Origin of the sequence: Clavibacter nebraskensis NCPPB 2581 (assembly GCF_000355695.1) — a bacterium.
Classification (GTDB): Bacteria; Actinomycetota; Actinomycetes; order Actinomycetales; family Microbacteriaceae; genus Clavibacter; species Clavibacter nebraskensis.
The window spans coordinates 44,091-67,363 of record NC_020891.1 but is presented as its reverse complement, the minus strand read 5'-3'; the positions used below and the strand labels follow the sequence as shown (position 1 = coordinate 67,363).

Genomic DNA, 23,273 nt, shown 5'->3' with positions numbered 1-23,273 from the left:
CAGCAGCACCACCACCCGCGCACATCGCGCACCGCGTCACACATCGAGAGGAACCACCATGAGCACCACCCAGGCACCCCAGCGTCGTCGCCCCTGGAAGAAGATCGTCGCCACCGGCGCGGTCGTCGCCGTGGGCACGATCATCACCGGCGGCGCGTTCGCCATCTTCACCGACTCCGACACGGCGACGCTCCAGGCCGACGCGGGTCAGCTCGACATCATCGCCACGGGTGAGTACACGGTCGCGGACATCGCGCCCGGGGACACCGTCCAGCGACCGATCCTGCTCGAGCTGCCCGACGCGACCAACGACGGCGACCTCGTCGCGGCCGTCCAGCTGTCCTACGCCGTGACGGCGGAGACGGCCGGCACGGACGACCCGGCCCTCGCCGGAGGCGGCGAGTCCCTCGTCAGCGGGGTCGCGGGGCTCACCTACTCGCTGCAGACCTGCGTCGGCGGCGAGTGGACGTCGGCCACCGCCCCCGCGGGCGCGTACACGTGCTCCGGCACGGTGCAGCAGACCGGCGCGGGCACCCTCGCATCGATCACGGGCGCGGGCAACTCCACCACGCTCACGCCGGCGGCCTTCGGCGTCACGCCGTCGGCCGACGGCACCTTCCCGAGCGACACCGCGGACGTGTCGCTCAACACCCTGATGGTCCTGCAGCTGCCCGACACCGCGGACAACGACTACGAGAACGCGGCCGCGTCGCTGACGTTCACCGCAGCCGCGATCCAGCGCGACGGCCTGCAGCGCTGATCGCCTCCGATCGGGCCCCGGCACGCGCCGGGGCCCGATCGCCCGGCGTCGCGTCCGCGCGTCGCCCTGTCCCACCGCACGACCCCCCATCCGTCCCGACCCGGAGGACCGACCATGCGCGCACACCACGGCACCGGCGGCATCGCCGCCGCCGCGCTGTGCCTGACGCTGGTCGCCGTCTCCGCCTCCGCTGCCCCGGCCCGCGCGGATGCGCGCCCCACCGCCGCCGACTCGCCCTCGCTCCAGGTCGAGGAGCTCACCGGCCCCGGCATCGCGCTCGACGACCTGGCGCCCGGCGACACCGTCGACTGGGCCGCCGACGTCACCAACGTCTCCGGCGATGCCTCGCCGCTCTCCGTCCGCCTCGACTCCATGCGCTCGATGGCCCTCACCGGCGACGCCCTGGGCGGCATCCAGCTGTCCGTCCGGCTCTGCGACGGCGGCTTCGAGACCCTCACGCCGCCGATGCGCTGCCGCGGTCCCGTCGAGCGCCTCGGATCCGGTCCCGCCGCCACGCTCGACCGCGTCGTGACGCGCACCCCGCTCGACGCGGGCGACACCGTGGGCATCGCCGTGCGCGTGCGGTTCCCGTCCGGCGCCGACAACGGGATGGAGTCCACCGCGGGGATGGTCCGCATCGGCTTCGCCCTCGTCGACGACGCGGGCGGCGGCACGGATCCGTGGACCGGCGGCGGCACGGGCAGCGGCAGCGGCACCTCGCCCGCGGGATCCGCCCCCGCCGCCGACGCCCCGCGCGACCTGCTCCCCGTCACGGGCCGCGACATCGCGTCCGCCCTGGCCGGCGCCCTCCTCGCCCTCCTCGGCGGCGGGGTCCTGCTGCTCGCCGGCCGCCGCCGACGCCGCACCGCCGAGGCCGCGTCATGATCGGCGACCGCACCGCGCGCGTCGAGGAGGCGGCCCCGCCCGCGGCGCCGCCCCGCCGGAGCCCGGCCCGCCGCGCCCTCGGCGTGCTCGGCGGTCTCCTCACGGCCGTCGTCGGGCTGGCCGTGATCGCGGTCGTCGCCCTCTCCGCGCTCGGCGTCACCCGCTTCGTCCCCGTCCTCTCCGACTCGATGGCGCCCGGCATGCCCGTCGGCTCCCTCGCGATCACCGCCCCGACGCCCCGCGCGGAGGTGGCGGAAGGCGACGTCGTCGTCTTCACGGCCCCCAGCGGCCCGCGCGTCCGGGTGATCCACCGCGTCACGCACGTCTTCCGCCCGGAGGACGCGGCGAGCCTCGACGGCTGGTCCGACGACCGCCTCGCCATCCAGACCAAGGGCGACAACAACCCCTCCGCCGATCCGTGGATCGTCACCATCGGCGACGACGCCGTGTGGGAGCGCACGTCGGTCGTCCCGTTCCTCGGCTGGCCGTTCGTCTGGCTCGGCGACCCCATCACCCGCGCGATCGCGTTCGCGGTCGTCGGCGCGACGGGTACGATCTGGCTGCTGACGGTCATCTGGCGTCGTCCGCCGCGCACGACCGGCGAGCCCGCCTGATGCCCCGCCATCGCGCCGCGCCCGCCGTCCCCGCGCCGCACGGCCGCCGCGCCGCGCGCCGCCCGATCCGCCGCGCCCGTCCTCTGCTCGTCCCCGCCATCGCCCTGGCCATCGCCCTCGCGGGCGCCGGCACCGCGTACGCCGTGCTCACCGACCGCGCCACATCGCGGATCACCGTGCGCGCGGGCGCCGTGGAGCTCGACTGGGGCGGGGGCGGAGCGGATCAGCTCGCCGTCCCGATCACGGGGCTCCGGCCGGGTGACGCACAGGTGCGGCTGCTGGACCTCGCGAACGCCGGCACCGTCACCGCGCGGCGGCTCCAGGTCACGCTCGGCGGCACGGCCGTCGCGAGCACGTCCGACGGCCTCCAGGTGGCGTTCGACCGCTGCACCGTGGCATGGACGGGTGCGCCCGGCACCGCGGTCTGCTCCGGCACGACGACCTCCGTCGTCGCCGACCGCCCCGCGGTCGGGCGCTTCACGCTGCCCGCCTCCCCCGCCCGCGCGGTCGGCGGTCGGGACCACCTGCGCGTCACCGTGCGGCTGGCCGCGTCCGCGCCCACGGGCGCCCAGGGCGCCACCGGATCCGTGACCCTCCGGATCGACGGCGACCAGCGCCTCGGCATCCAGCGATGACCCGGATGGGGACCCTCGAGATCACGAAAGCATCACGGGACCCATCGCCCTGGCGAGGGGCGCCGAAGCACCATCCGACTCCAACCGGCGACCACGTCGGCCGCCCTGACAACGAAGGATCCATCATGCGCAACCTCACCAAGTCCGTCTTCGGCCTCGCCACCGCGGGCTTCCTCGTCGTCGGCCTCGCGGCCTGCTCGACCCCCGCCGAGACGCCGTCGTCCTCGAGCTCCTCCAAGCCCGCCGCGACCGCCACCACCGAGGCCAACCCCACGCCGCTGGCGACCATCCCGACCCTCACCGGCGTCGACACCAAGGTCACCCTCGACTCCGGCTTCACCGGCGCCCTCACGACCCTGGGCCTGACCCCCGGCGTCATCGGCACCGCCACCCTCGACGGCTCCACCGGCACCCTCGCGTTCCCCATCACCGGCGGCAACGTGAAGTACTTCGACCCCGAGCAGTCCTACCGCCCCTACGTCCAGGGCGAGATCGACCACTCCGGCTCCGGCATCAGCCTCACCGCCGGCTCCACGGTCGTGAAGCTCACCGACTTCGTCATCGACCCCGGCACCAGCCGCCTCACCGGATCGGTCCAGGTCGGCGACGGCGAGGTCATGAAGGACGTCTACATCTTCAACCTCGACGGCACGACCCTGAAGCCGCTCCAGATGGAGGGCGACAACGCCGTCCTCGAGGGCACCACCGTCAAGGTCAGCCCCGACGCCGCCGCGCTCCTGAACAGCACCTTCGGCACGACCGCGGTCACCGACCAGCTCGTCGTCGGCATCGCCAAGATCACCGTCAACACCAAGTAGCACCCACCCCGGGCTCGACCCCGGGCAGCACCACCACGAACGGCCCGGCCCACGACGCCGGGCCGTTCGTCGTGCGCCGGGGGACCGCGACCGCGGTGGCCGGACGCACATGCGGGAGCGACCCGCCCGAATGCGGCGGGGCCCCCTCGCATGCGCAGCGAGGGAGCCCCTGCCGGGTGACTCGGACCCGGCGCAGGGGCTTCGGAACGGAGGGGCGATCGGGCGGGCGGGCGGTCCCGCGCGACCGTGACCGGACGATCCGCCCCGCGCGTGGCCTACCAGGAACAGCTGTCGGACGCCGTATCCATGCACGTCGGAGATCTCCAGCCGCGGATCGCATCGTGTGTGCATGAGCGTTCAACGAATCCCCGTCTCCCTGCTCGCCCGCGGCACCGCCGCCCTCGCCGGCGTGGTCGTCCTCGCCGGATGCTCGGCTCCCGGCGCGGCATCCGCCGCGACCGACGCCGCCCCCGACACGACCACCGCCGTCGCCACCGCATCGGGCGACGGCGGCACGACCGCCGACCGCAGCGACTCCGACGCGGAGGACCGCAACGCCGACACCATCTCGGCGCTGTTCACCGCCGCGTTCCCGGATCCCGCCTCCCCCGCGGCGAACGCCGCCGCGATCGCGACCATCGCGCCCGATGCGACCGCCAACGGGACGGGCGCGAAGGCCGGCCCCGGCGGGTTCCTCGACGAGTTCGCCACCGCGCACCAGCGGGTGCCCGGCGCCCAGGCCGTGGTCAAGCACATCGCCGCGGACGGTGACCTCGTGGCCGTCCACTACCAGATCACCTCCAAGCCCGACGACGAGCGCACCGGCGAAGCGGCCGTCGACCTCTTCCGCCTCGCGGACGGCAAGGTCACCGCGGTCTGGTCGTTCCACCAGCCGGTGCCGCAGGGCACGCCCGCGAGCGGCAACACGAACACGATGTTCAGCGACCTCTACCAGGGGAAGGCCGACGCGCCCGAGCTGACCGAGCAGCAGGAGGAGGCGAACCGGCAGCTGGCCGTGGGCGCCTACGACACGCTCTTCCGGGATCACGACGCGAGCGTGCTCGACCGCTCCTTCGACCCGGCGTACCTGCAGCACAACACGGTCGCCGCGAACGGCACGGCGGCGCTCAAGGCCTTCTTCTCCGGCGGCGCGCAGTTCCCAGCGCAGCAGTCCGTGATCTCGATCGCGGACGACGACCTCGTCTGGACCTTCTCGCAGCCGGTCGGCGCGAAGGCGGACGACCCGTTCCTCGCGGCCGACATCTTCCGGGTCGACGGCGGCCTCATCCGCGAGCACTGGGACGTGGTGCCCGCGAGCTGACCAGGGGCACGCACGCACGACGGGACGGCCGACCGGCCGTCCCGTCGTCGCGTCAGCGGCCCGCGGTGTAGTGGTTCTGCACCTGCGTCGCGGTGAGCGCCGTCTTGTACACGGCCGCGAACCGCATGCTGCCGACGAAGTAGTTGGATCCCGCGTTCGGCCAGCCCGACGTGTTGTCGTAGCCGATGCGCCAGTAGCCGCTGTTGCTCTCCGGGGCCGTGAAGGCCGTGTTCTGGGCGACGCGGGCGCCGTCGAGGTACAGGGTCATGCCCGTGCTCGGCGACATGGTGGCCACCACGTGGTGCCAGGCGCCGTCGGCGACGTTGGCCGAGCTCGTGATCGTCTGGTATCCGCCGTTGTAGGTGCCGAAGGCCAGCTGGCCCGTCGTGGAGACGTAGGTGTGGCGGTCGTAGGCGGACGAGGATCCGGCCTGCGAGTTGCCGAAGCCGATGAGCTTGCCGCCCTTGACGGTCGTCTTGAACCACACCTCGGTGCTGAACGTCGCGGGGCCCTGGGCCTGGAGCGCGTTGGTGACGGAATCGGTGCCGTCGAGCACGTAGGCGCCGCCGGTGTCGCGCGGGCAGGCCCGGGTGCTCGTCGTGTCGCTCGTCATGCCGCCGCGGTACGTGCCCGGGTAGGAGCCGGTGGCCGCGTCGACGGCGGTCGTGGATCCCGTCGCCTCGTTGAGCGGGTAGGCGAACAGCGCGTTGGCCTTGTCGGCCGCGAAGGCGCTCGAGCACGTGAAGAAGGCGGCGGAAGATGCGGCGCTGTTGTTCGAGTTCGTGATGGCGGCGCTGTAGGCGCCGTTCGTGCCGGGCGCGAGGAGGAGCACGGCGCCGAGGGCGACCGCGGAGACGGAGGCGGCGATCCCGGCGAGGCGGGCGGCGACGCTCACGCGCGACGCTCCTCGGGCTCGGCGGGGAGGCCGACGACGAGCGTGGCGAGGAGGGGGAGCGAGCAGACGCCGAAGAAGAGGATCCAACCCCAGAGCGGCAGGTCGAGAGTGGAGGACACGTCGTAGAAGCGCCCGGCCTCGCCCGCCGGAGCGGTGATGGTGCCGACCCGGCCGGCGGCGAGGGTGGCGTGGGTGCCGCCCTCGGCCGCGATGCGGATGGGGAGCATGCCGGTCGACACGACGGTCGCCTCGACGTCGCTGCCGCGGGTCGCGGCGTCGAGCACGACGAGGCCGACGAAGGGCTTGAGCACGAACACGGTGAGCGCCGCGACGAGCGCGCCGCCGAGCATGCGCATGGAGGCGCGGTGCGTGGGCGAGCCGATGAGGCGGGTCAGGACCATGACGATGACGAAGCCGGCGACGAGCAGCGGCACGCCCTTCGCGAGCCAGCCGAAGCCCGGGAGGATCGTGGTGGCCTCGCCGACGAGGTGCGCCTGGTCGGTCTTCCAGGGATCGACCGCGCCGTTGATGTCGCCCTGCGTGGTGAGGCCGTCGGCGTCGACCGCGATGACGCGGTGCGTGTACGTCTCATCCGGGGTGGTGGAGGGGTGGAAGCTGACGACGTCGCCGGGCTGGACGTCCTCGAGGAGGACGGGGGTCGTGAGCAGCAGCGTGCCGACGGGGGCCGTGGTGCCCATCGACGGGGTCTGCACGACGAACCAGCGGCCGCCGGACGCCTGGAAGAGGAGCGTCGTCGCGACGAGGGCGGTGAGGAGGACGGTGGCCGCCCACATGACGACGGTGCGGCGGCGCACGACGCGGGAGGTGCGGGCCGCGCGACGGGCCGCGCCGCGGGCGGGGACGACCGGCGCGGGGACGACGAGGGCCGGGAGCACCGGCGCGGTCGGCTCGAGGTGCAGGTCCTCGGCGCGGAGCTCCAGGTCGAGCTCCAGGTCCAGGTCGATCTCCAGCTCGAGGTCGAGCTCGAGGGCGTCGATCGCCGTGGTGTCGGTCGTGGTGCCGACCGTGGGGGCAGTCGGGCGGTCCTGGATGTCGGTCATGGTGCGCCTCCCGGGTCAGGGGCTTCGAGGGGGATGGGGTGCGGGGCCGCCTCTCGGCGGCCCCGCGGGGATCCGGCTGGGTGGGACTAGCCCGCGAAGGTCCAGGTGAGGGGCAGCGAGGCGCCGAGGCCCTGGTACGTGTTGCCGGCGGAGGAGTCGAGCGTGACCGCGAAGGTGAAGTCGGTGCTCGCGTTGGCGGCGAGGGCCGTCAGCGTCTTGGCGGAGGAGCCGGCGAGGGCCGCTGCGGTGCCGGAGTAGACGGGGGTGGCGCTGCCCGCGGCCGTGATGACGACGTTGAGCTTGGAGCAGAAGTCGGTGGCCGAGCCGTTGACGGTGCCGTTCTTGATCTGCGTGCAGGCGGCGCCGGGGGTCAGCGTGAAGGTCGAGGCCCGCGTCGTGCCGACGTTCTTGATGCTCACGACGCTCGTGACCGTCTGGCCGGGCATCATCGCGGTCGAGCCGCCGAACTTGTTGATGGTGGAGCAGGTGGCGGCGTTCGAGTCGACGCCGGACGTGGCGCTCGTGCTGAGGCAGGTGACGGTGGGGGCGCCGTTGGCGCCGGCCTGCGACTCCTGCATGACCAGTGAGCCGGAGGCCGCCGTGTTGGTGTCGTTGGTGATCGAGGCGACGAAGCCCGACAGCGTGCCGGACATCGAGACGGAGAGGAGGACGGCGGCGGCGACGCCGGTGGCGATGGCGAGGGGGGCGAAGCGGACGCGCGTGGTCTTCTTGGTGGCGGCGGCGGTGTGGTGCGACATGTTCTGGCTCCGGGTCTGTAGGGGGAGGAAGGGGCTGGGTGAGCCCCTGGGGAAGAAGCTCGGTGACTCGCTTTGCAAGTAACTCGAAGATGCAGCTACTCGCATTCCGCGCAATACCCCCACTGCGGGGGCACCGTGTTCGCCGAGGGGATCGCGGCCGCGAGGGCGCGTTACAGTCGCTGGACCGCCCATGGATCCGCCGGATCCACCGATGCAGGGACACCCGACATGAGCCCGGAGAGAACCGCTCCCCGCCGCGACGACGCCGCGGCCGTGGAGGCGCTCGCCAACGCGCTGCACATGGTCGAGACCGCGCAGCGCCACCTGCGCACGCGCATCGCGCAGGACATCGGGGTGAACGTCACCGACCTGACCGTGATCAGCGTGGTCGGCGACCTCCACCGGATGACCCCGAAGCACCTGGCCGCCGAGATCTCGATGGGCACGGGCGCGGTGACCGCCGTGATCGACCGCCTGGTGGGAGCCGGGCACCTCGACCGCGTGCCCAACCCGCGGGACCGCCGCAGCGTCTTCCTCGAACTCACCGCCGCCGGGCGGAAGACGCTCGCGCGCATGGACGCCGACTACCGCGAGGCGGCCGCCGTGGCGCTGCGGGCCTCCCCCGCGCTCGGCACCGAGGAGACGGCCGAGGACATCGCGCGCGCCGCGATCGCGATGACGGCGCACACCATCGACGGGCCGGACCCGGGCGCATCGGGCGGCTGAGGCGTCAGGCCGGGCCGGGGTGCGCGCGCTCGGCGTCGAGGATCCCGCGGAGGAACGCGGCGTCGCGCTCGTAGTAGGCGGCCTCGTCGCGGAGGTGCGGCTTGCCGAGCTCGTCGGCCTTCGCGAGCGACATCGCGGCGAGGTCGTGGAGGCGCAGGATCGCGACGCGGAGGACGTCGGCCCAGGTGGCGTCGGATCCGTAGGCGTCGAGCAGCAGCGCGACGCGGCGACGGGCGTCGTCCATGCCGGGCGCGCCGTCCTGCGCGGAACCGGACAGCGGCACCGCGCGCGTGGCGAGGTACGCGATGTCCCAGATGCGCGGGCCGGGCGAGGCCATGTCCATGTCGATGACGCCCGTGAGGCGGCCGTCTTCGAAGACGAGGTTGTGCGGCGCGAAGTCGTTGTGGCAGATCACCTCGCTCGGCACCTTGGCGACCGACTGCCAGAGCGCGCCGTCGAGCGCGAAGCCGATGCTCGCGTCGTGCAGCTCGCGGAGGCGGCGGCCGGCCTGCACCAGCACGTCGTCGGCCCAGATCCAGCGCGGCAGCGGGTAGACGGGCACGGTGCCGTGCATGAAGGTCAGCCGCTCGCGGCCGCCCTCGATGCCGAGCGGCTGCGGGATCCCCTCGACGCCCGCGAGCGCGAGGTGCCGCAGCCAGCGGTGCACGGTGAGGGTCCACGGGCCGGCGTCGCGCGTGACGGCGTCGCCCTCGCGCTCGACGCGGTTCATGTTGCCGCCTTCGAGGGGTCCGTCCATCGGGCCAGCGTAGGGGCGGGCCCGTTCGCCCGGCGACCCTGCCGCGACACGTCCACCGACTAGGTTGCGACCATGAGCACCACCGCGCCCGCCGCCGAGCACGCGCCCGACCCCACCACCCCTCCCCGCCGACGGGTCGCCGCGTGGGCGTTGTGGGACTGGGGATCCGCCGCCTTCAACGCGGTCGTCACCACGTTCGTCTTCAGCACGTACCTCGCCAGCAGCCTGTTCGTGGATCCCGCGATCGTCGCGGCCGCGGGCGACGACGCGCGGAACCCGGCGCTCGTGGCCGCCAAGGCCGACACCTCCGGCGTGATCTCGCTCGCCCTCACCATCGCCGGCCTGCTGATCGCGGTGCTCGCGCCCGTGCTCGGGCAGCGCTCCGACGGATCCGGGCGCCGGCGCCTCTGGCTCGGGATCAACACCGGGATCGTGGTGCTCGCGATGCTCGGCATGGTGTTCGTGGAACCCGTGCCCTCCTACCTCTGGCTCGGCGCCGTGCTCCTCGCCGCCGGCAACGTGTTCTTCGAGTTCGCGAGCGTGAACTACAACGCGATGCTCGTGCAGGTGAGCACGCCGCGCACGGTCGGCCGCGTGTCCGGGCTCGGCTGGGGCATGGGCTACGTGGGCGGGATCGTGCTGCTGGCGCTGCTGCTCGGCCTGTTCCTCTTCGACTTCGGGACGCCCGGCGCATCCGGGCTCCTCGGGCTGCCGTCGGGCGAGGCGGGCGGCGCGCTCGACGTGCGCCTCGCGATCCTCGTGGCGGCGATCTGGTGCGCCGTGTTCTCGATCCCCGTGCTGGTGGGCGTGCCCGAGATCCCCGCGGCGGCGGGTCGCGTGCGGCAGGGGATCCTCGCGTCGTACCGCACCCTGTTCCGTCGGATCGCCGAGCTGTACCGGGAGTCGCCGCGCGTGCTCGTGTTCCTGCTCGCGAGCGCGGTGTTCCGCGACGGGCTCGCCGCCGTGTTCACGTTCGGGGCGATCATCGCCGCGCAGGTCTTCGGGTTCACGACCACCGAGGTGCTGCTGTTCGGCGTCGCGGCCAACGTGGTCGCGGGCATCGGCACGTTCGCGGCCGGCTGGTTCGACGACCAGTTCGGCGCGAAGCCCGTCATCCTCGTCTCGCTCGTGTGCCTGATCCTCGGCGGCGCCGCGGTGCTCTTCGTCGGCGACGCCAAGGCCGGCTTCTGGGCGACGGGCCTCTTCCTCTGCCTGTTCGTGGGCCCCGTGCAGTCGTCGAGCCGCACGTTCCTCGCGCGGATCTCCCCCGCCGGCCGCGAGGGCGAGATGTTCGGGCTCTACACGACCACGGGCCGCGCGGTCTCGTTCCTCGCGCCGGGCCTCTTCGGCATCGCGGTGGCGATCACGGGCGACACGCGCTTCGGGATCATCGGCATCGTGATCGTGCTGCTCGCGGGGCTGCTGCTCATGCTGCGGGTGCGCGGGGCGGATGCGCTCAACCGGAGCTCACATTAAAGGCGCGCGGTCGTGCGACCGACGGATGGGTAGTTACGCCTCAAAGCGGCGGTTATTGCGCCATGCTTCTGAAAAGATGAGTCTGCCCCTTAGGCTGTGAAGTTATGGACGATAAAGAACTACCCATATGGGGCAAGCGCCTCGGCTACCTCATCCAAGAGTGCTTTGACTTCATAGGAGCAATTGCAGCGCACCATAGAGAGAATCTCGTAGTTCGGGGGGTTCCGATACGCGAAAGCCCGACGGAGGTCTCCTATCGCTATGCCGTGCGTGGTAATCTGCTGCCGAACGACGCAGACGAAAAGCTCAGAGACATATTTGGGCGCGCGCGGTCAGTGCTCGATATTGCGATGTTCAATGCAGTAAAATCAGCCGCAGTCCCGGCGCTCACCGCAAAGCAAGAGCGCAATACGTACTTTCCCATATCTGCAGATGAAGCCGGATGGAAGTCTGCGTGCGGGCAGCCCCACATGCAGGCGCTTTCCCAGGCCCAGCGGGATAATTTGCGGACCATTCAACCGTTTGTAACCAACAATTCTGCAATCACTTGGTTCAGCGACGAGCACAACGCCGATAAGCATCAACGCCCACTCACTTTATCCACAATTCTAGATCCCGAGATTGTCATGTTCTTTGGGCACCTCGAACCGCAATTTGGAACAGTTGAGTATTGGATCGACTGGGCTGACCCACTACCCGCGGTTGAGCAAAAGGTCATATTCGCACGATACCGTACAGTTCAACCCATCATTCATGCAGGCATAGAAGACGTGCCGGTTTCGCTGGGAATGTGGTTCGATGGGCAGTGGCGAGACATGCAGCACCTCCTCTGGGATCTCTTGGAGTTCACGGCACGCGCGTGCGAGCTTCTTGATAACGGGGACACTTCTATGGCGGATGCGATGAAAGACTACTTCGGTCACGAGCGTGAACAGCTCAATGCTTTTAACAAAATGATGCTGACTGGAGATCCAAAAGCAGAAGCCGAGTGGTTACGTCTTGCCGACCAAGAAGCGGCAGCCCCTGCGCCAGGAGCATCGATGATCAAGCCCGCAAATCCTTACACGGGGCCAACTCCGGCCGCGTCATTCAACATTTAGCTCGCGCCGGCCCCCTAGAAATTTTTGCGTATCGAGATAGGCCGCGGATCAGTCGAGCGACCCGCCGCCCACCTTCACGTCCGTCTCGTTGGCGAGGGTCGCGCGCACGACTGCCGTGAGGGCCGTCGCGAGCTGGTCCATGCGCATGTAGGGGCGGTCGGTGCCGATCGCCTCCTCCGTCGAGTAGGGGATGTGGACGAAGCCGCCGCGGGTGCCCGGGCGGTCGCGCAGCTCGTGCATCAGCAGGTAGAAGACGTGGTTGCAGGTGTAGGTGCCGGCGGTCTGCGAGACGACCGCGGGGATCCCCTTCGTGCGCACGGCCGCCACCGCCGCCTTGATCGGCAGGGTGCTGAAGTAGGCGGCCGGGCCGCCGTCGACCACCGGCTCGTCGATGGGCTGGAAGCCGGTGTTGTCGGGGATGCGGGCGTCGTCCACGTTGATCGCGACGCGCTCCACCTCGAGCGTCTCGATGCCGCCGGCGAGGCCCACGGAGATCACGACGTCCGGATCCACCTCGGCGAGCGCCGCCCGCAGCGCGTCGTCGACCCTCGCGAAGTCGACCGGGAGCTGGCGCACCTGGATCTCCGCGTCGCCGTCCCAGCGGTCGCGGACCTCCTGCACGGCCGTCCACGACGGGTTGCTGGTGTCGCCGTCGAAGGGCTCGAATCCGGTGAGGAGGACGGTGGGCATGCGGGGGCTCCTGACGGTGCGGGGCGGGTCCCGTCCACGGTACGCCTCGTCGGGGGGCTGCCCGGACGGGGGGATGCGCGGCGGTCGCCGGAGCGAGAACCATGGGCACGGGTGACCCGGCCCGCACGGAAGGAACGCACATGACCCGCACCACCAGGGGACGACGTCTCCCGCTCACCGCCCTGGCCTTCGTGGTCGCGGCCGGCACCGCGTTCGCCGGGGCCGTTCCCGCGCAGGCCGCGACGACGCCCGCGCCCGCCGCCGACTCGTCGACCGCCGCCGCGGTCCGCATCCCCGCGCCCACCGTGCGCGGGAACGGCTTCGACTACGGCGCCTACGCGGTCTTCCACGGCGTGATCTCGGTGGACCTCGGCGGGATCACCGACGACTCCGGCCTCCGCTACGAATACCAGCTCGACGGCGCCGGGCCCTGGCTCTCGGACGGGACCGGCAGCGTCTCCGGCGACGAGGACGAGGTCTACATCCCGGCGTCCCCCGGCCAGCACCTCATCAGCGTGCGCGTCGCCGGGACCGTCGACGGCGTCGCCGTCATCGGCACGGCGTCCGCGCCCACGATGGTCCGGTCGGTCGGCGGCCCCGACGAGTACACGCCCGAGGTGATCGTGGACGGCCCGTCCGTCACGTTCCGCTGGGACGTGCGCGCGGCCCTCAACGGCTCCACGCCCGAGGAGAGCGACATCTTCTACCAGATCGACGGCGGCCCCCTCGTCGACGCCGGCGGCACCGGATCCGTCACGGTCACCCCGGGCTACGGCACGCGCGTGGCCTTCGACCTGACCTACGGCCCCATCCCGGACGCCTGGCGCTACGTGCACGTCGAGGGCACCACGGCGAGAGCGCCGGGCGCGCAGGCGCTCACGTCCGCCCCGCAGCCCCAGATCGTGGGGACGGTCGAGTACGGATCCACCCTCTCCGTGCGCACCGGCCTCTGGCAGCCCGCGCCCGTGACGCTCGAGTACCAGTGGTTCCGCGACGGCGAGCGGATCCCTGGCGCGACCGGCGCCACCCGCACGATCGACGCGGACGACGCCGGGCACCGCCTCACGGTGTCGGTGCGCGGATCCCGCGACGGGTACGTCCCCGTGACCCGCACGTCGGGGCAGACGAAGGTCGTCGCCGCGCCCGTCATCACCGCGGGCACGCCGCGCATCACCGGGAACCCGGTCGTCGGCCGCACCCTCACGGCGCAGCCCGGCGTCTGGAAGCCGTCGTCGCTCGAGCTCGGCTACCAGTGGAAGCGCGACGGGAAGGTCATCACCGGCGCGACCGCGAAGACCTACACGCTGACGGCGGCGGACCGCGGGCACACCGTGACCGTCGTGGTCAGCGGCGTCATCTACCTGTACGACCGCGCCGCCGTGGCGAGCGCGGGCGTGACGGTGCGCTGACCCGCGCATCGCACGCCCGACGGGCCCGGCTCCTCAACGGGGCCGGGCCCGTCGGCGTCCACCCCAGTGCGGGTGGCTCCCTCGTGCGGGAGCGCTCCCGGCCGATCGCTTCGGGGGATGATCTCCGACTCCGGCATCGGCTTCGGCCCCGCCTGGTACCTGTTCGTCTCGCTCGCGGTCGTCGTGCTCGTCGTCGTCCTGGCCGTCGTGCTCATCCGGCTCGCGCTCGCGGCCCGGCAGACGCTGCTCAGCACGACGACGCTGCAGGAGGCGCGGCTCGAGCTCATCCGCGAGCAGACCGCCCGGCTGCAGGTCGACGGGCCGGGTGCGCCGGACGCCGGCCCCGCGGATCCGATCGCCTGAGCGGGGTGCGCGACATGGAGGGCGAGGAGACCCCGAGCATCCTGCTGCCCGCGGCGTACGACGTGGTCTGGTCGGTCGTCACGGTCGTCGTCATCGTCGGGATCGTGTTCGCGCTGGTGGTGCTCGTCCGGTTCGCGCGCGCGGGTCGGCGGGCGCGGGCCGCATCCGCCGCGCTCGACGAGGCCCGGCTGGAGCTGGTGCGCGGGCGGACGGCGCGGCTGCGGGCGGGGCTGCCGGATGCACCGGGCGCCAGCGTGGGCGACGGGGATCCCACCGCCTGACCCCCGCTACGCCTGCGAGGGCTGCCCGTTGCTCGCGGTGGTGCCGCCGTCCACCGGCAGGATCGCGCCCGTGATGAACGACGCGTCGTCGCTCGCGAGGAACGCGATCGCGGCCGCCACCTCGTCGGCCTCGCCGCCGCGGCCGAGCGAGATGCGCTTCGCGAACTCGGCCTTCAGCTCCTCGTCGTCCTCCTTGCCGGCGACCAGCTCCGTCCAGATGAGGCCGGGCGCGACCGCGTTCACGCGCACTCCGTCGACGCCGTGGTCGAGCGCGGTGGCGCGCGTGAGGTTGCTCACGCCGCCCTTGGCCGCGTTGTACGCGCTCATGTGGTGGTCCGCCGCCATGCCCGAGACCGACGAGACGTTGACGATGGATCCGCGGGTCGCGACGAGCTGCGGCAGCGCGGCCCGCGTGCCGTAGAAGACGCCGGAGAGGTCGGTGTCGATGACGCGGTGCCACTCCTCGTCGGTGATGCCCGAGATCGGCCCGGCCTGGAACGTGCCCGCGTTGTTGACGAGCACGTCGAGGCGGCCGTGGGCCTCGATCGCGGCGGCGACGACGCGGTCGGCGTCGGCCGAGACGGCCGCGTCCGCGACGAGCGCGGTGGCCGTGCCCTCGGGCAGCGAGTCGGCGACCGCGCGGACCTTGTCCTCGACGCTGTCGGTGATCACGACCTTCGCGCCCTCGGCGACGAAGCGGCGGGCGGTGGCCTCGCCGATGCCGGATCCGGCGCCCGTGATGATGACGACCTTGCCGTCGAAGCGTCCAGCCATGGTGATCCTCCTGAGGGGTTCGCGGGGACGGCGGGCGCCGTCGCCGGGAGGCGAGGACCGCCGTCGGGAGCATCCAGCCGACTCCCCCGCGCCCGCTCCGTCAAGGGCCGCTGGGGCGATTCCGAGGCGCCGGACGGGACGGGCCGACCGGCCGCTGCTCCCTCCCGCCGGTCCGGCAGCGGAGTGTAGCGCGCGGCGCGGGACCCGGGAACCATGGAGGAAGCGGGGGTTTAGTTGTGTCAGTGCAACTACTTACGCGGATCCCCTGGGAGGTCCTCCTCCCGGGATCCGTGGTCGTGACGATCGCGGACCACGACGTGGACGGGGACCTGACCGACGACGAGCGCGACGCCGTCGCGACCGCGCTCCCGGGCCGTCGCGCGGAGTTCGTGACCGGTCGCGCGCTCGCGCGGCAGGCGCTCGCGGCCCTGGGCATCCGACGCGGATCGATCCCCGTCGCCCGGAGCGGAGCGCCCGTCTGGCCGCCCGGGGTCGTCGGCAGCATCACGCACTGCGTCGGACTCCGCGCGTGCGCCGTGGGTCGCCGCGACGAGCACGCCGGGATCGGCATCGACGCGACACCCGCCCGCCCCCTGCCGGGTGGCGTGCTGGCGCGCGTGGCCGATCTCGGCAGCGCACCCGTCGCCGCGGGCCTCGACGCGCTCCGCGCCGCCGGGATCGACAGCCCGGACAGCGTGCTCTTCGCCGCGGCCGAGGCCGTCGCGAAGGCGCGGACGTCGGCGCACGGCGGGTGGCACGGCATCGACGGCGCGGACGTCGCCCTCCACCCGGACGGCTCCTTCGCCGCCCGTGCGCGCCGGGGGCCGGCGTTCGCCGGGACCGGCAGGTGGGCGGTGGCCCGGGGGCTGGCGCTGGCGGGGATCGCGCTCGAGGAGCACTGAGGCCGGAGCGCAGACGCGCACCGGGACGAACGACGAGAGGACGAGAACGTGGGGAACGAGAACATGGGGACTGACGACATGGGGAACGAGCACGACGGATCGATCGAGGCGATCTTCGAGCAGCACGCCGAGCGGACGGCGCTGCGGCAGCGATCCGGCCCGGAGATCACGGACACGAGCTTCCGGGAGCTGTGGGACCGGGCGGGCGCACTGGCCGCGGCGCTCGGGGAGACCGTGTCCGCCGGCGACCGCATCGCGGTGCTCGGCACCGCGACCGCGGACGCCGTCACGCTCGACCTCGCCACCTGGATCCTCGGCGCGGTGAGCGTCCCCCTGCAGGCGAGCGCGCCCGTCGCGGCCCTGAGCGCGATCGTCGAGGAGACGGCGCCGGTCTGGATCGCGGCCACCGCCGAGCAGTCCGCGACGGCCCGGGCGGTCGTCGAGGCCTCGGCCGACGGCATCCGGACGATGCTGCTCGACACCGACACCGACACCGACCTGGCGCTCGAGGCGCTCGTCGCCCGCGGGGCGGGCCTGCCGCGCCGGAGCCCGTGGCACCCGGCACCCGGCGAGGACCCGCTCGCGCTCCTGATCTACACGTCGGGCAGCACCGGCACGCCGAAGGGCGCGATGTACACCCGCTCCATGGTCGAGCGGATGTGGCACGCCCTCCGCCCCGACGCCGCCGCGGCCGACGCCATCGTCGGGTACGCGTACCTGCCCATGAGCCACCTCACCGGCCGCTCCTCCCTGCTCTCCACCCTCGGCCGCGGCGGCACGGTCGCGCTCGCGACCTCGACCGACCTGTCGACGCTCTTCGACGACCTCCGCGCCTTCGCCCCGACCGAGTTCGTCTTCGTGCCGCGCGTCGCGGAGATGGTGCGACAGGAGGGCGACCGCGAGGAGCAGCGGCGGCTCGCCGCCGGCGGCACGGACCCGGACGCGGTGCGCGCGGCGGTCCAGACCGACCTGCGGGTCCGCGCGTTCGGCGGGCGGATCAGCCGGGCGATCTGCACCAGCGCCCCGCTGACGCCCGAGCTCCGCACGTACATCGAGGGCTGCCTCGGGATCACGCTGCACGACCTGTACGGGTCGACCGAGGCCGGCGGGATCCTCCACGACGGGGTGATCCAGCAGCCTCCCGTCACCGAGCACAAGCTCGTCGACGTACCCGAGCTCGGGTACCGCACCACCGACCGCCCGCACCCGCGGGGCGAGCTGCTCATCAAGAGCACCGCCGTGATCGCCGGGTACTTCCGCCGGCCCGACGTTACCGCCGCGGTGTTCGACGAGGACGGCTTCTACCGGACCGGCGACGTCATGGCCCAGACGGGACCGGGCACCTACGAGTACCTCGACCGCCGGAACAACGTGATCAAGCTGTCGCAGGGCGAGTTCGTCGCGGTGGCGTCCCTCGAGGCGACGTACGGCGGGACGCCCGAGGTGCACCAGATCGCGCTGCACGGCGACAGCCGGCACGCGTTCCTCGTCGCGGTCGTCGTGCCGGCGAACGAGGGGGCGTCGGACCGCGACATCCTCGCCGCCCTGCAGCGCACCGCCCGCGAGCAGGGCCTCGCCCCCTACGAGGTGCCCCGCGGCGTGATCGTCGAGCCGCGGCCGTTCACGGTCGACGACGGCATGCTCTCCGACGCCGGCAAGCTCCTGCGGCTGCGTCTCACGCAGCGGTCCGGCGAGCGCTTCGCCGCCCTCTACGACACGCTCGAGGAGCAGCAGACCGGCACCCTGGTCGCCGCCCTCCGCGAGCGCGCCGGCGACGAGCCGACGGTCGACACGGTGGTGCGCGCCGCCCTCCAGCTCCTCGGGGCCGAGGTGTCCCCCGCGACCGCCGCCGCGGCCCGGTTCTCCGACCTCGGCGGGGACTCGCTGTCCGCGCTGACGTTCTCCGGGATCCTCGAGGACGTGTTCGGCACCGAGGTCCCGGTCGGCGTCCTCACCGACCCGACCAACGACCTCGCCGCCGTCGCCGCGTACGTGGAGCGCTCCGCCTCCGACGACCGGCCGACCGTGACCCGCGTGCACGGCGCCGGCGCATCCACCCTCCGCGTGGGCGACCTCCGGCTCGACCGGGTGCTCGGCGGCATCCCGGCGCCGGTCCCCCGCGCCTCGGCCGCCCGGCCGGGATCCCGGACCGTCCTGCTCACCGGCGCGAACGGCTACCTCGGCCGGTTCATGGCCATCGACTGGCTCGAGCGCCTCGCCCCGGAGGGCGGCACGCTGGTGTGCGTCGTGCGCGGCGCCGACGACGCCGACGCCCGGCGCCGCCTCGACGCCGCGTTCGCCGCGGATCCCGCGTTCGCCCGGCGCTTCGCCGAGCTGGCGGGCGCGCTCGAGGTGCGGGCCGGCGACGTCAGCGAGCACCACCTCGGCCTCGACGAGGAGCGGTGGGAGGATCTCGCCGCCCGGGTCGACCTCGTCGCGCACGCCGCGGCCCTCGTGAACCACGTCCTCCCGTACCCGGCGCTGTTCGGCCCGAACGTCGTCGGCACCGCCGAGGTGATCCGCCTGGCGATCGCCGCCGGGAGCGTGCCCGTCACCTTCGTCTCGAGCGTCGCCGTGGCCGGCGGCGCGCAGCCGAGCGCTGCCGCCGACGCGGATCCGGCCGCGCCCGGCGCGCTCGACGAGGACGCCGACATCCGCGCCACCATCCCCGAGTGGGCCGTCGGCGACGAGTACGCCAACGGGTACGGGGCGAGCAAGTGGGCGAGCGAGGTGCTGCTCCGCGAGGCGCATGAGCACCACGGCGTGCCCGTGGCCGTGTTCCGGTCCGACATGATCCTGGCGCACCCGCGCTGGCGCGGTCAGGTGAACCTCCCCGACGTCTTCACCCGCCTGATCTGGAGCGTGCTCACCACCGGGCTCGCCCCGGCCTCGTTCGTGCGGCGCGGCCCCGACGGCGAGCGCCAGCGGTCCCACTACGACGGCCTGCCGGCGGACTTCACGGCGGCCGCGATCGACGGGATCGGCGCCGCGCTCACGGAGGGGTACCGCAGCTTCAACGTCGTGAACCCCCACGACGACGGCGTCTCGCTCGACACCTTCGTCGACTGGCTCCGCGAGGACGGCCACGAGATCGAGCGCGTCGAGGATCACGCGGAGTGGGTCGAGCGGTTCCGCGAGGCGCTGTCGTCGCTGCCGGACGCGGACCGCGCCCGGTCTGTCCTGCCGCTGATGCACGCGTTCGCGGCACCCGAGGAGCCGCACGCCGGCTCGGCCATCCCCGCCGACGCGTTCGCCGCGGCCGTCCGCCGGGTCCGCCCGCTCGGGGCGGCGGAGATCCCCTCGCTCGACCGCGCGCTCATCGCCAAGGTGGCGGACGACCTCGTGTTCCTGGGACTGCTCGAGCCGGCGCGGATGGCGATCTCGTGAGCTGATCTCGATGCGAGGCACGTGAGGAGGGGCCAGCAGCCACGCGCTGCCGGCCCCTGTCGACGGCCCGCGCGCCCCGGTGCTGCGATTCGGCGCGCGGGCAGGACGTCCGGATGAGAGGGCATCTGCCCTGTCGCATGATCGACGTGCGCGGCGACGGGTGGGGACCGCGGAGCTGGTGAGCGGAGCTGCCCGGGTGTCCCGGCTCCGGCGTCGTCGCGGCGCAGGAGTGCTGGGCCCGTGCACGCGAACGCCGGGAGGAGCTGATCGTGGACGCCGACTCGTGGGGCCTCGAGCGGGAACGGTCTGCCACGCCTCGCCGGGCTTTGAAATCGTCCCGCTCCCCGCTCTAGCTTGACAATTCAGAATCCGTCCCGGACGAGGAGAACCCATGAAGAACATCCGCATGACAGTGGCGGGCTTGGCGCTCACCGGGGCGCTTCTCGGCGGGGGCGCCGCTGTGGCAACCCCGCCCGCTCCCGCACACGCGATCGACAGTCTCGCCGACCTCTGCGCCAGCCTGCCTCACACGAAGGGGCACGTTTCACAGGCGTACAAGGACTGCGTCAAGACCGAGGTCCAGTCCCACACGCCGACCGCCGCCGAGCTGAAGTGCTACCGGGGTGCCGGCATCGCGGTGGGCGCGCTCGTCGCGGACCACTTCATCTCGAAGGGCGACGCCCGCGTCATCGCCGCTAGACTCATCGCCGCCGGTGCATTCGGATGCATCGGAGCCCTGTTCGTATAGGAAGTGACCGATGACCACACGGAAATCGCTTGCAGCGACTCTGGCCATGGCGGCGATCCTCCTCGGGGGGGTCGCGCTCGTACCGCATGACTTCCGCATCGTCGCCTTCGTCATCGCGTGCGTGCTGTTCGCCGTGGGCATGCGGGTGTTCAGGATGTTCACCCCCACGCGCTCCGAACGCTGACGCCGACACGAGAAGCCCATCGAGGATCGACTCGGTGGGCTTCTTCCTTTGCCCGTCCGTGTCGGGGAGGCCTCCGCCGAGTCATCGTCCGCGAGGGCGACCATGCGAGCGCGTGGCGTGCCATTCCGACATCGCCCTGCACCTCGACATCGGGCGAGGGCGACCGCATCCGGATCCGCCGCGAGGCCTCGTCGAACACGACCGCGGAACGTGCCTCCGCCGAGCTGATCCAGCTGGCCGAGCTCGTGATCCAGCTCCGCCGCCGCGGCGAGCCGGGCGACGCCGACCGCGACGCGATCGCCGCCACGTGCCTGCGTGCCTGCGGGCTCGGGACGGCCGAGATCTCGGAGGCGCGTCGCGACGCGGAGCAGCTGCTGGCCGCGGTGCCCGCGCCCTAGAGCCAGCCGGTCACGACGACGCCGGCGGCAGCCCCGCCTGCTGCCGGACCCCCGCGAGCAGCAGGTCGAGCCCGGAGCGGAACACGTCGAGGTCGTCGTGGGCCGCCATCTCGCCCGCGGCGTCGTGCGCGAACGGGTACTCCTCGGGGTCGAGCTCCCGCCAGCGGTCGGCGAGCGTCCCCAGGAACCCCTCACGATCCAGCCCGCTCTCCAGGAACTCCTTCGGCGGCGGCTCCGCGAGGTCGGCCGCGACGCCGACGACGTAGCTGACGATGGACGACACCGCATGGAAGCGCTGCCCTGGCGTGAGGTCGAGCCCCAGGAGCTGCTGGCCGATCCGCTCGTACATCATCATCGAGTTGGGCTGCAGCCCGGTGTTCCGGAGCATGTACTGCCCGAACCAGGGCCGGCGCACGAGTTCGTCGAAGAGCGCGAGGGCGACGGCGCGCACGTTCTCGACCGGGTCGGATCCGCGGGTGAGCGGCTCCGTCTCCGTCAGGACCCGGCCCATGACCTCCTCGGTCACCTTCTCGAGGAGCTCGTCGCGGCTCGCGACGTACCAGTAGATGCTCGCGACGCCGCCGCCGAGCCGCGCCGCCAGCGCCCGGAACGTGAGCGCCCTCTCCCCCGACTCGTCGAGGATCGCGATCGCCTCCGCGAGCACCGTGTCGAGCGAGTGCGAGGCCCGCTGGCGTCCCCGCGCACGCGCGGGCGCCGTCGGGGGACCGCTCTTCTCGGTGGGGGGATCCGCTGCCATGCCTTGCATCCTACCGAACGACGTTCCATACTATCGAACGTCGTCCGATACTCGTACGGCGTTCGATAAGAAGAGGACCCCATGAGCACGACGACCCCCACCGCTTCCGCCCCGCCCCGCACGCACGCCTCCCTCCGCGCCGCGGCCATCCCGCTCGCCGCGCTCTGCCTGGCCTTCTTCGTCGAGATGGTCGACAACACTCTGCTGTCGATCGCGCTGCCGACGATCGGGCGCGCGCTCGACAGCGGCACGACCGGGCTCCAGTGGGTCACGGGCGCCTACTCCCTCACCTTCGGCGGGCTGCTGCTGACCGCGGGATCCGCCGCCGACCGGTTCGGCCGCCGCCGCGTCCTCCTGATCGGCCTCGCGGCGTTCGGGCTCATCAGCCTCGCCGTCGTCCTCGTCACCGACATCGGCGAGCTCATCGCCCTGCGCGCGGCGCTCGGCGCTGCCGCGGCCGCCATGGCGCCCGTCACGATGTCGCTGATCTTCCGCCTCTTCGACGACGAGAGGCTGCGCATGCGCGCCATCACGATCGTCATGGTCGTCGGCATGTCCGGCTTCGTCCTCGGCCCGCTCCTCGGCGGCTCGATCCTCGGCGCCGTCAGCTGGCAGTGGCTGCTCGTGATCAACGCGCCCCTCGCGCTGCTCGTGTGGATCGGCGTCCGCGGCGGCGTCCCCGCCGACCGCCGCGACGACCTCACCACCGAGCGCCTCGACCTGCCGGGCACGGCGCTCACCGTCGCCGCGATCGGGCTCGGCTGCTACACGCTCACGAGCGGCGTGGAGCACGGGTGGCTCGCGCCCGTCACGCTCGCCTGCGCGCTCGGCGCCGTCGCCGCGGTCGCGGGCTTCGTCCTCCGCGAACGCCGCGCGGCCTCGCCCATGATCGACCTCGCGATCTTCCGCACGGGACCCGTCCGCGGCGCCGCGCTGACGCAGCTCGGGGCGTCGGTCGCGTTCGCCAGCATCATGTTCGGGCTGATCCTGCACTTCCAGTACGCGTACGGCTGGAGCCCCATGCGGGCCGGCCTCGCGAACCTGCCCATCATCGTCACGATGATCGCCGCGAGCCCCCTCGCCGAGCGGTTCGCCGTCCGCCTCGGCCACCGCATGGCGTGCCTCCTCGGCACCGGCTTCCTGGTGGGCGGGCTCGTCGGCCTGGCCTGGGCCGTCGAGCACGGCTACCTCGCCATCATGGCGACGATGATCGTGTTCACCATCGGGCTGCGGACCATCATGACCATCTGCGCGGTCGCCCTCGTCGAGGCGATGCCCGCGAACCGCACCTCCATCGGCGCCGCCCTCAACGACACCGCGCAGGAGCTCGGCACGAGCCTCGGCACGGCGGTCGTCGGCACGCTCATCGCGGCCCTCGTCACGACGGCGCTCCCGGCAGGTGCGTGGAGCAGCGACCTGATCCACTCCTTCTTCGCGGGCGAGCGCGCCGCCTACCTCGTGGTCGCCGTGCTGACCGGCGTGATCGCGACGGTCGGTGCGCTGTCGCTCAGCGACTCCCGCACGACGGAGGAGCCGGCGGCGCCCGAGGCCGAGCGCGTCGCGGCGTGAGCGGG

General features: G+C 72.7%; 25 protein-coding genes. 18 read left to right on the top strand and 7 right to left on the bottom strand.

Going from position 1 to position 23,273, the window contains the following annotated elements:
* The first annotated feature begins 58 nt into the window (after positions 1 to 58).
* The 6 genes from CMN_RS00330 (at position 59) to CMN_RS00305 (ending at position 5,033) form a co-directional block, all read left to right on the top strand.
* A complete protein-coding gene (locus tag CMN_RS00330) occupies positions 59 to 760 on the top strand; it encodes a TasA family protein (protein ID WP_015488875.1) in 702 nt (233 codons plus the stop codon).
* A gap of 114 nt (positions 761 to 874) precedes the next feature.
* Positions 875 to 1,645 carry a hypothetical protein gene (locus tag CMN_RS00325; protein ID WP_015488874.1) on the top strand — a complete coding sequence of 257 codons (771 nt, stop codon included), beginning with the start codon at positions 875 to 877 and terminating at the stop codon, positions 1,643 to 1,645.
* Positions 1,642 to 2,259, top strand: a complete 618-nt coding sequence (locus tag CMN_RS00320) for a signal peptidase I (protein ID WP_015488873.1) — start codon at positions 1,642 to 1,644, stop codon at positions 2,257 to 2,259. The genes CMN_RS00325 and CMN_RS00320 overlap by 4 nt, the downstream gene beginning before the upstream one ends.
* Positions 2,259 to 2,894 carry a TasA family protein gene (locus tag CMN_RS00315; protein ID WP_015488872.1) on the top strand — a complete coding sequence of 212 codons (636 nt, stop codon included), beginning with the start codon at positions 2,259 to 2,261 and terminating at the stop codon, positions 2,892 to 2,894. The genes CMN_RS00320 and CMN_RS00315 overlap by 1 nt, the downstream gene beginning before the upstream one ends.
* A gap of 125 nt (positions 2,895 to 3,019) precedes the next feature.
* On the top strand, positions 3,020 to 3,712 hold the full coding sequence (locus tag CMN_RS00310) for a hypothetical protein (RefSeq protein ID WP_015488871.1): 693 nt from the start codon (positions 3,020 to 3,022) through the stop codon (positions 3,710 to 3,712).
* 349 nt (positions 3,713 to 4,061) lie between these two features.
* Positions 4,062 to 5,033 carry a nuclear transport factor 2 family protein gene (locus tag CMN_RS00305; protein ID WP_015488870.1) on the top strand — a complete coding sequence of 324 codons (972 nt, stop codon included), beginning with the start codon at positions 4,062 to 4,064 and terminating at the stop codon, positions 5,031 to 5,033.
* Between the two features lie 52 nt (positions 5,034 to 5,085).
* On the opposite strand, the gene CMN_RS00300 is transcribed toward CMN_RS00305, so the two are convergent.
* The 3 genes from CMN_RS00300 to CMN_RS00290 form a co-directional block, all read right to left on the bottom strand.
* Positions 5,086 to 5,928, bottom strand: a complete 843-nt coding sequence (locus CMN_RS00300; RefSeq protein ID WP_015488869.1) for a LamG domain-containing protein — start codon at positions 5,926 to 5,928, stop codon at positions 5,086 to 5,088.
* Entirely contained in the window at positions 5,925 to 6,989 is a 1,065-nt protein-coding gene (locus CMN_RS00295; RefSeq protein WP_015488868.1) for a S26 family signal peptidase, read from the bottom strand. Before CMN_RS00295 ends, CMN_RS00300 begins: the two co-directional genes overlap by 4 nt.
* Before the next feature lie 86 nt (positions 6,990 to 7,075).
* Positions 7,076 to 7,747 carry a hypothetical protein gene (locus CMN_RS00290; RefSeq protein ID WP_015488867.1) on the bottom strand — a complete coding sequence of 224 codons (672 nt, stop codon included), beginning with the start codon at positions 7,745 to 7,747 and terminating at the stop codon, positions 7,076 to 7,078.
* A gap of 228 nt (positions 7,748 to 7,975) precedes the next feature.
* Between CMN_RS00290 and CMN_RS00285 the strand changes: the two genes are divergently transcribed.
* Entirely contained in the window at positions 7,976 to 8,473 is a 498-nt protein-coding gene (locus tag CMN_RS00285; protein ID WP_015488866.1) for a MarR family winged helix-turn-helix transcriptional regulator, read from the top strand.
* Between the two features lie 4 nt (positions 8,474 to 8,477).
* Here CMN_RS00285 and CMN_RS00280 read toward each other — a convergent pair whose 3' ends face one another.
* Complete coding sequence (locus CMN_RS00280; protein ID WP_015488865.1) at positions 8,478 to 9,230, bottom strand: phosphotransferase; 753 nt, start codon at positions 9,228 to 9,230, stop codon at positions 8,478 to 8,480.
* Between the two features lie 72 nt (positions 9,231 to 9,302).
* On the opposite strand from CMN_RS00280, the gene CMN_RS00275 reads away from it, so the two are divergent.
* Both CMN_RS00275 and CMN_RS14890 read left to right on the top strand, forming a co-directional pair.
* Positions 9,303 to 10,706 carry an MFS transporter gene (locus tag CMN_RS00275; RefSeq protein WP_015488864.1) on the top strand — a complete coding sequence of 468 codons (1,404 nt, stop codon included), beginning with the start codon at positions 9,303 to 9,305 and terminating at the stop codon, positions 10,704 to 10,706.
* Between the two features lie 104 nt (positions 10,707 to 10,810).
* A complete protein-coding gene (locus tag CMN_RS14890) occupies positions 10,811 to 11,806 on the top strand; it encodes a hypothetical protein (RefSeq protein WP_131666522.1) in 996 nt (331 codons plus the stop codon).
* Between the two features lie 48 nt (positions 11,807 to 11,854).
* On the opposite strand, the gene pcp is transcribed toward CMN_RS14890, so the two are convergent.
* Positions 11,855 to 12,496, bottom strand: a complete 642-nt coding sequence (pcp, locus tag CMN_RS00270; protein ID WP_015488863.1) for a pyroglutamyl-peptidase I — start codon at positions 12,494 to 12,496, stop codon at positions 11,855 to 11,857.
* A 140-nt stretch (positions 12,497 to 12,636) separates the two neighbouring features.
* Between pcp and CMN_RS00265 the strand changes: the two genes are divergently transcribed.
* From CMN_RS00265 to CMN_RS00255, 3 genes are all read left to right on the top strand, one after another.
* Positions 12,637 to 13,905 carry a hypothetical protein gene (locus tag CMN_RS00265; protein ID WP_015488862.1) on the top strand — a complete coding sequence of 423 codons (1,269 nt, stop codon included), beginning with the start codon at positions 12,637 to 12,639 and terminating at the stop codon, positions 13,903 to 13,905.
* A gap of 117 nt (positions 13,906 to 14,022) precedes the next feature.
* Entirely contained in the window at positions 14,023 to 14,268 is a 246-nt protein-coding gene (locus CMN_RS00260) for a hypothetical protein (RefSeq protein WP_015488861.1), read from the top strand.
* Between the two features lie 14 nt (positions 14,269 to 14,282).
* Positions 14,283 to 14,549 carry a hypothetical protein gene (locus CMN_RS00255; protein WP_041465341.1) on the top strand — a complete coding sequence of 89 codons (267 nt, stop codon included), beginning with the start codon at positions 14,283 to 14,285 and terminating at the stop codon, positions 14,547 to 14,549.
* Positions 14,550 to 14,555: 6 nt separating this feature from the next.
* Here CMN_RS00255 and budC read toward each other — a convergent pair whose 3' ends face one another.
* Positions 14,556 to 15,323 (bottom strand): meso-2,3-butanediol dehydrogenase, encoded by a 768-nt coding sequence (gene budC / locus CMN_RS00250; RefSeq protein WP_015488859.1) that lies wholly within the window; start codon positions 15,321 to 15,323, stop codon positions 14,556 to 14,558.
* 296 nt (positions 15,324 to 15,619) lie between these two features.
* On the opposite strand from budC, the gene CMN_RS00245 reads away from it, so the two are divergent.
* The 5 genes from CMN_RS00245 (at position 15,620) to CMN_RS14695 (ending at position 20,942) form a co-directional block, all read left to right on the top strand.
* Entirely contained in the window at positions 15,620 to 16,225 is a 606-nt protein-coding gene (locus CMN_RS00245) for a 4-phosphopantetheinyl transferase (protein ID WP_227077705.1), read from the top strand.
* Positions 16,226 to 16,288: 63 nt separating this feature from the next.
* Positions 16,289 to 19,612: a thioester reductase domain-containing protein gene (locus CMN_RS00240; RefSeq protein ID WP_015488857.1), complete on the top strand. Its 3,324-nt coding sequence runs from the start codon at positions 16,289 to 16,291 to the stop codon at positions 19,610 to 19,612.
* Positions 19,613 to 20,003: 391 nt separating this feature from the next.
* Positions 20,004 to 20,360: a hypothetical protein gene (locus tag CMN_RS00235; protein ID WP_015488856.1), complete on the top strand. Its 357-nt coding sequence runs from the start codon at positions 20,004 to 20,006 to the stop codon at positions 20,358 to 20,360.
* 10 nt (positions 20,361 to 20,370) lie between these two features.
* Positions 20,371 to 20,544: a hypothetical protein gene (locus CMN_RS15045; protein ID WP_165583301.1), complete on the top strand. Its 174-nt coding sequence runs from the start codon at positions 20,371 to 20,373 to the stop codon at positions 20,542 to 20,544.
* A gap of 245 nt (positions 20,545 to 20,789) precedes the next feature.
* A complete protein-coding gene (locus CMN_RS14695; protein WP_227077704.1) occupies positions 20,790 to 20,942 on the top strand; it encodes a hypothetical protein in 153 nt (50 codons plus the stop codon).
* 10 nt (positions 20,943 to 20,952) lie between these two features.
* On the opposite strand, the gene CMN_RS00230 is transcribed toward CMN_RS14695, so the two are convergent.
* Positions 20,953 to 21,699, bottom strand: coding sequence for a TetR/AcrR family transcriptional regulator (locus CMN_RS00230; RefSeq protein WP_015488855.1), 747 nt, complete (start codon positions 21,697 to 21,699; stop codon positions 20,953 to 20,955).
* A gap of 81 nt (positions 21,700 to 21,780) precedes the next feature.
* On the opposite strand from CMN_RS00230, the gene CMN_RS00225 reads away from it, so the two are divergent.
* Complete coding sequence (locus CMN_RS00225; RefSeq protein ID WP_015488854.1) at positions 21,781 to 23,268, top strand: MFS transporter; 1,488 nt, start codon at positions 21,781 to 21,783, stop codon at positions 23,266 to 23,268.
* Positions 23,269 to 23,273: the final 5 nt, after the last annotated feature.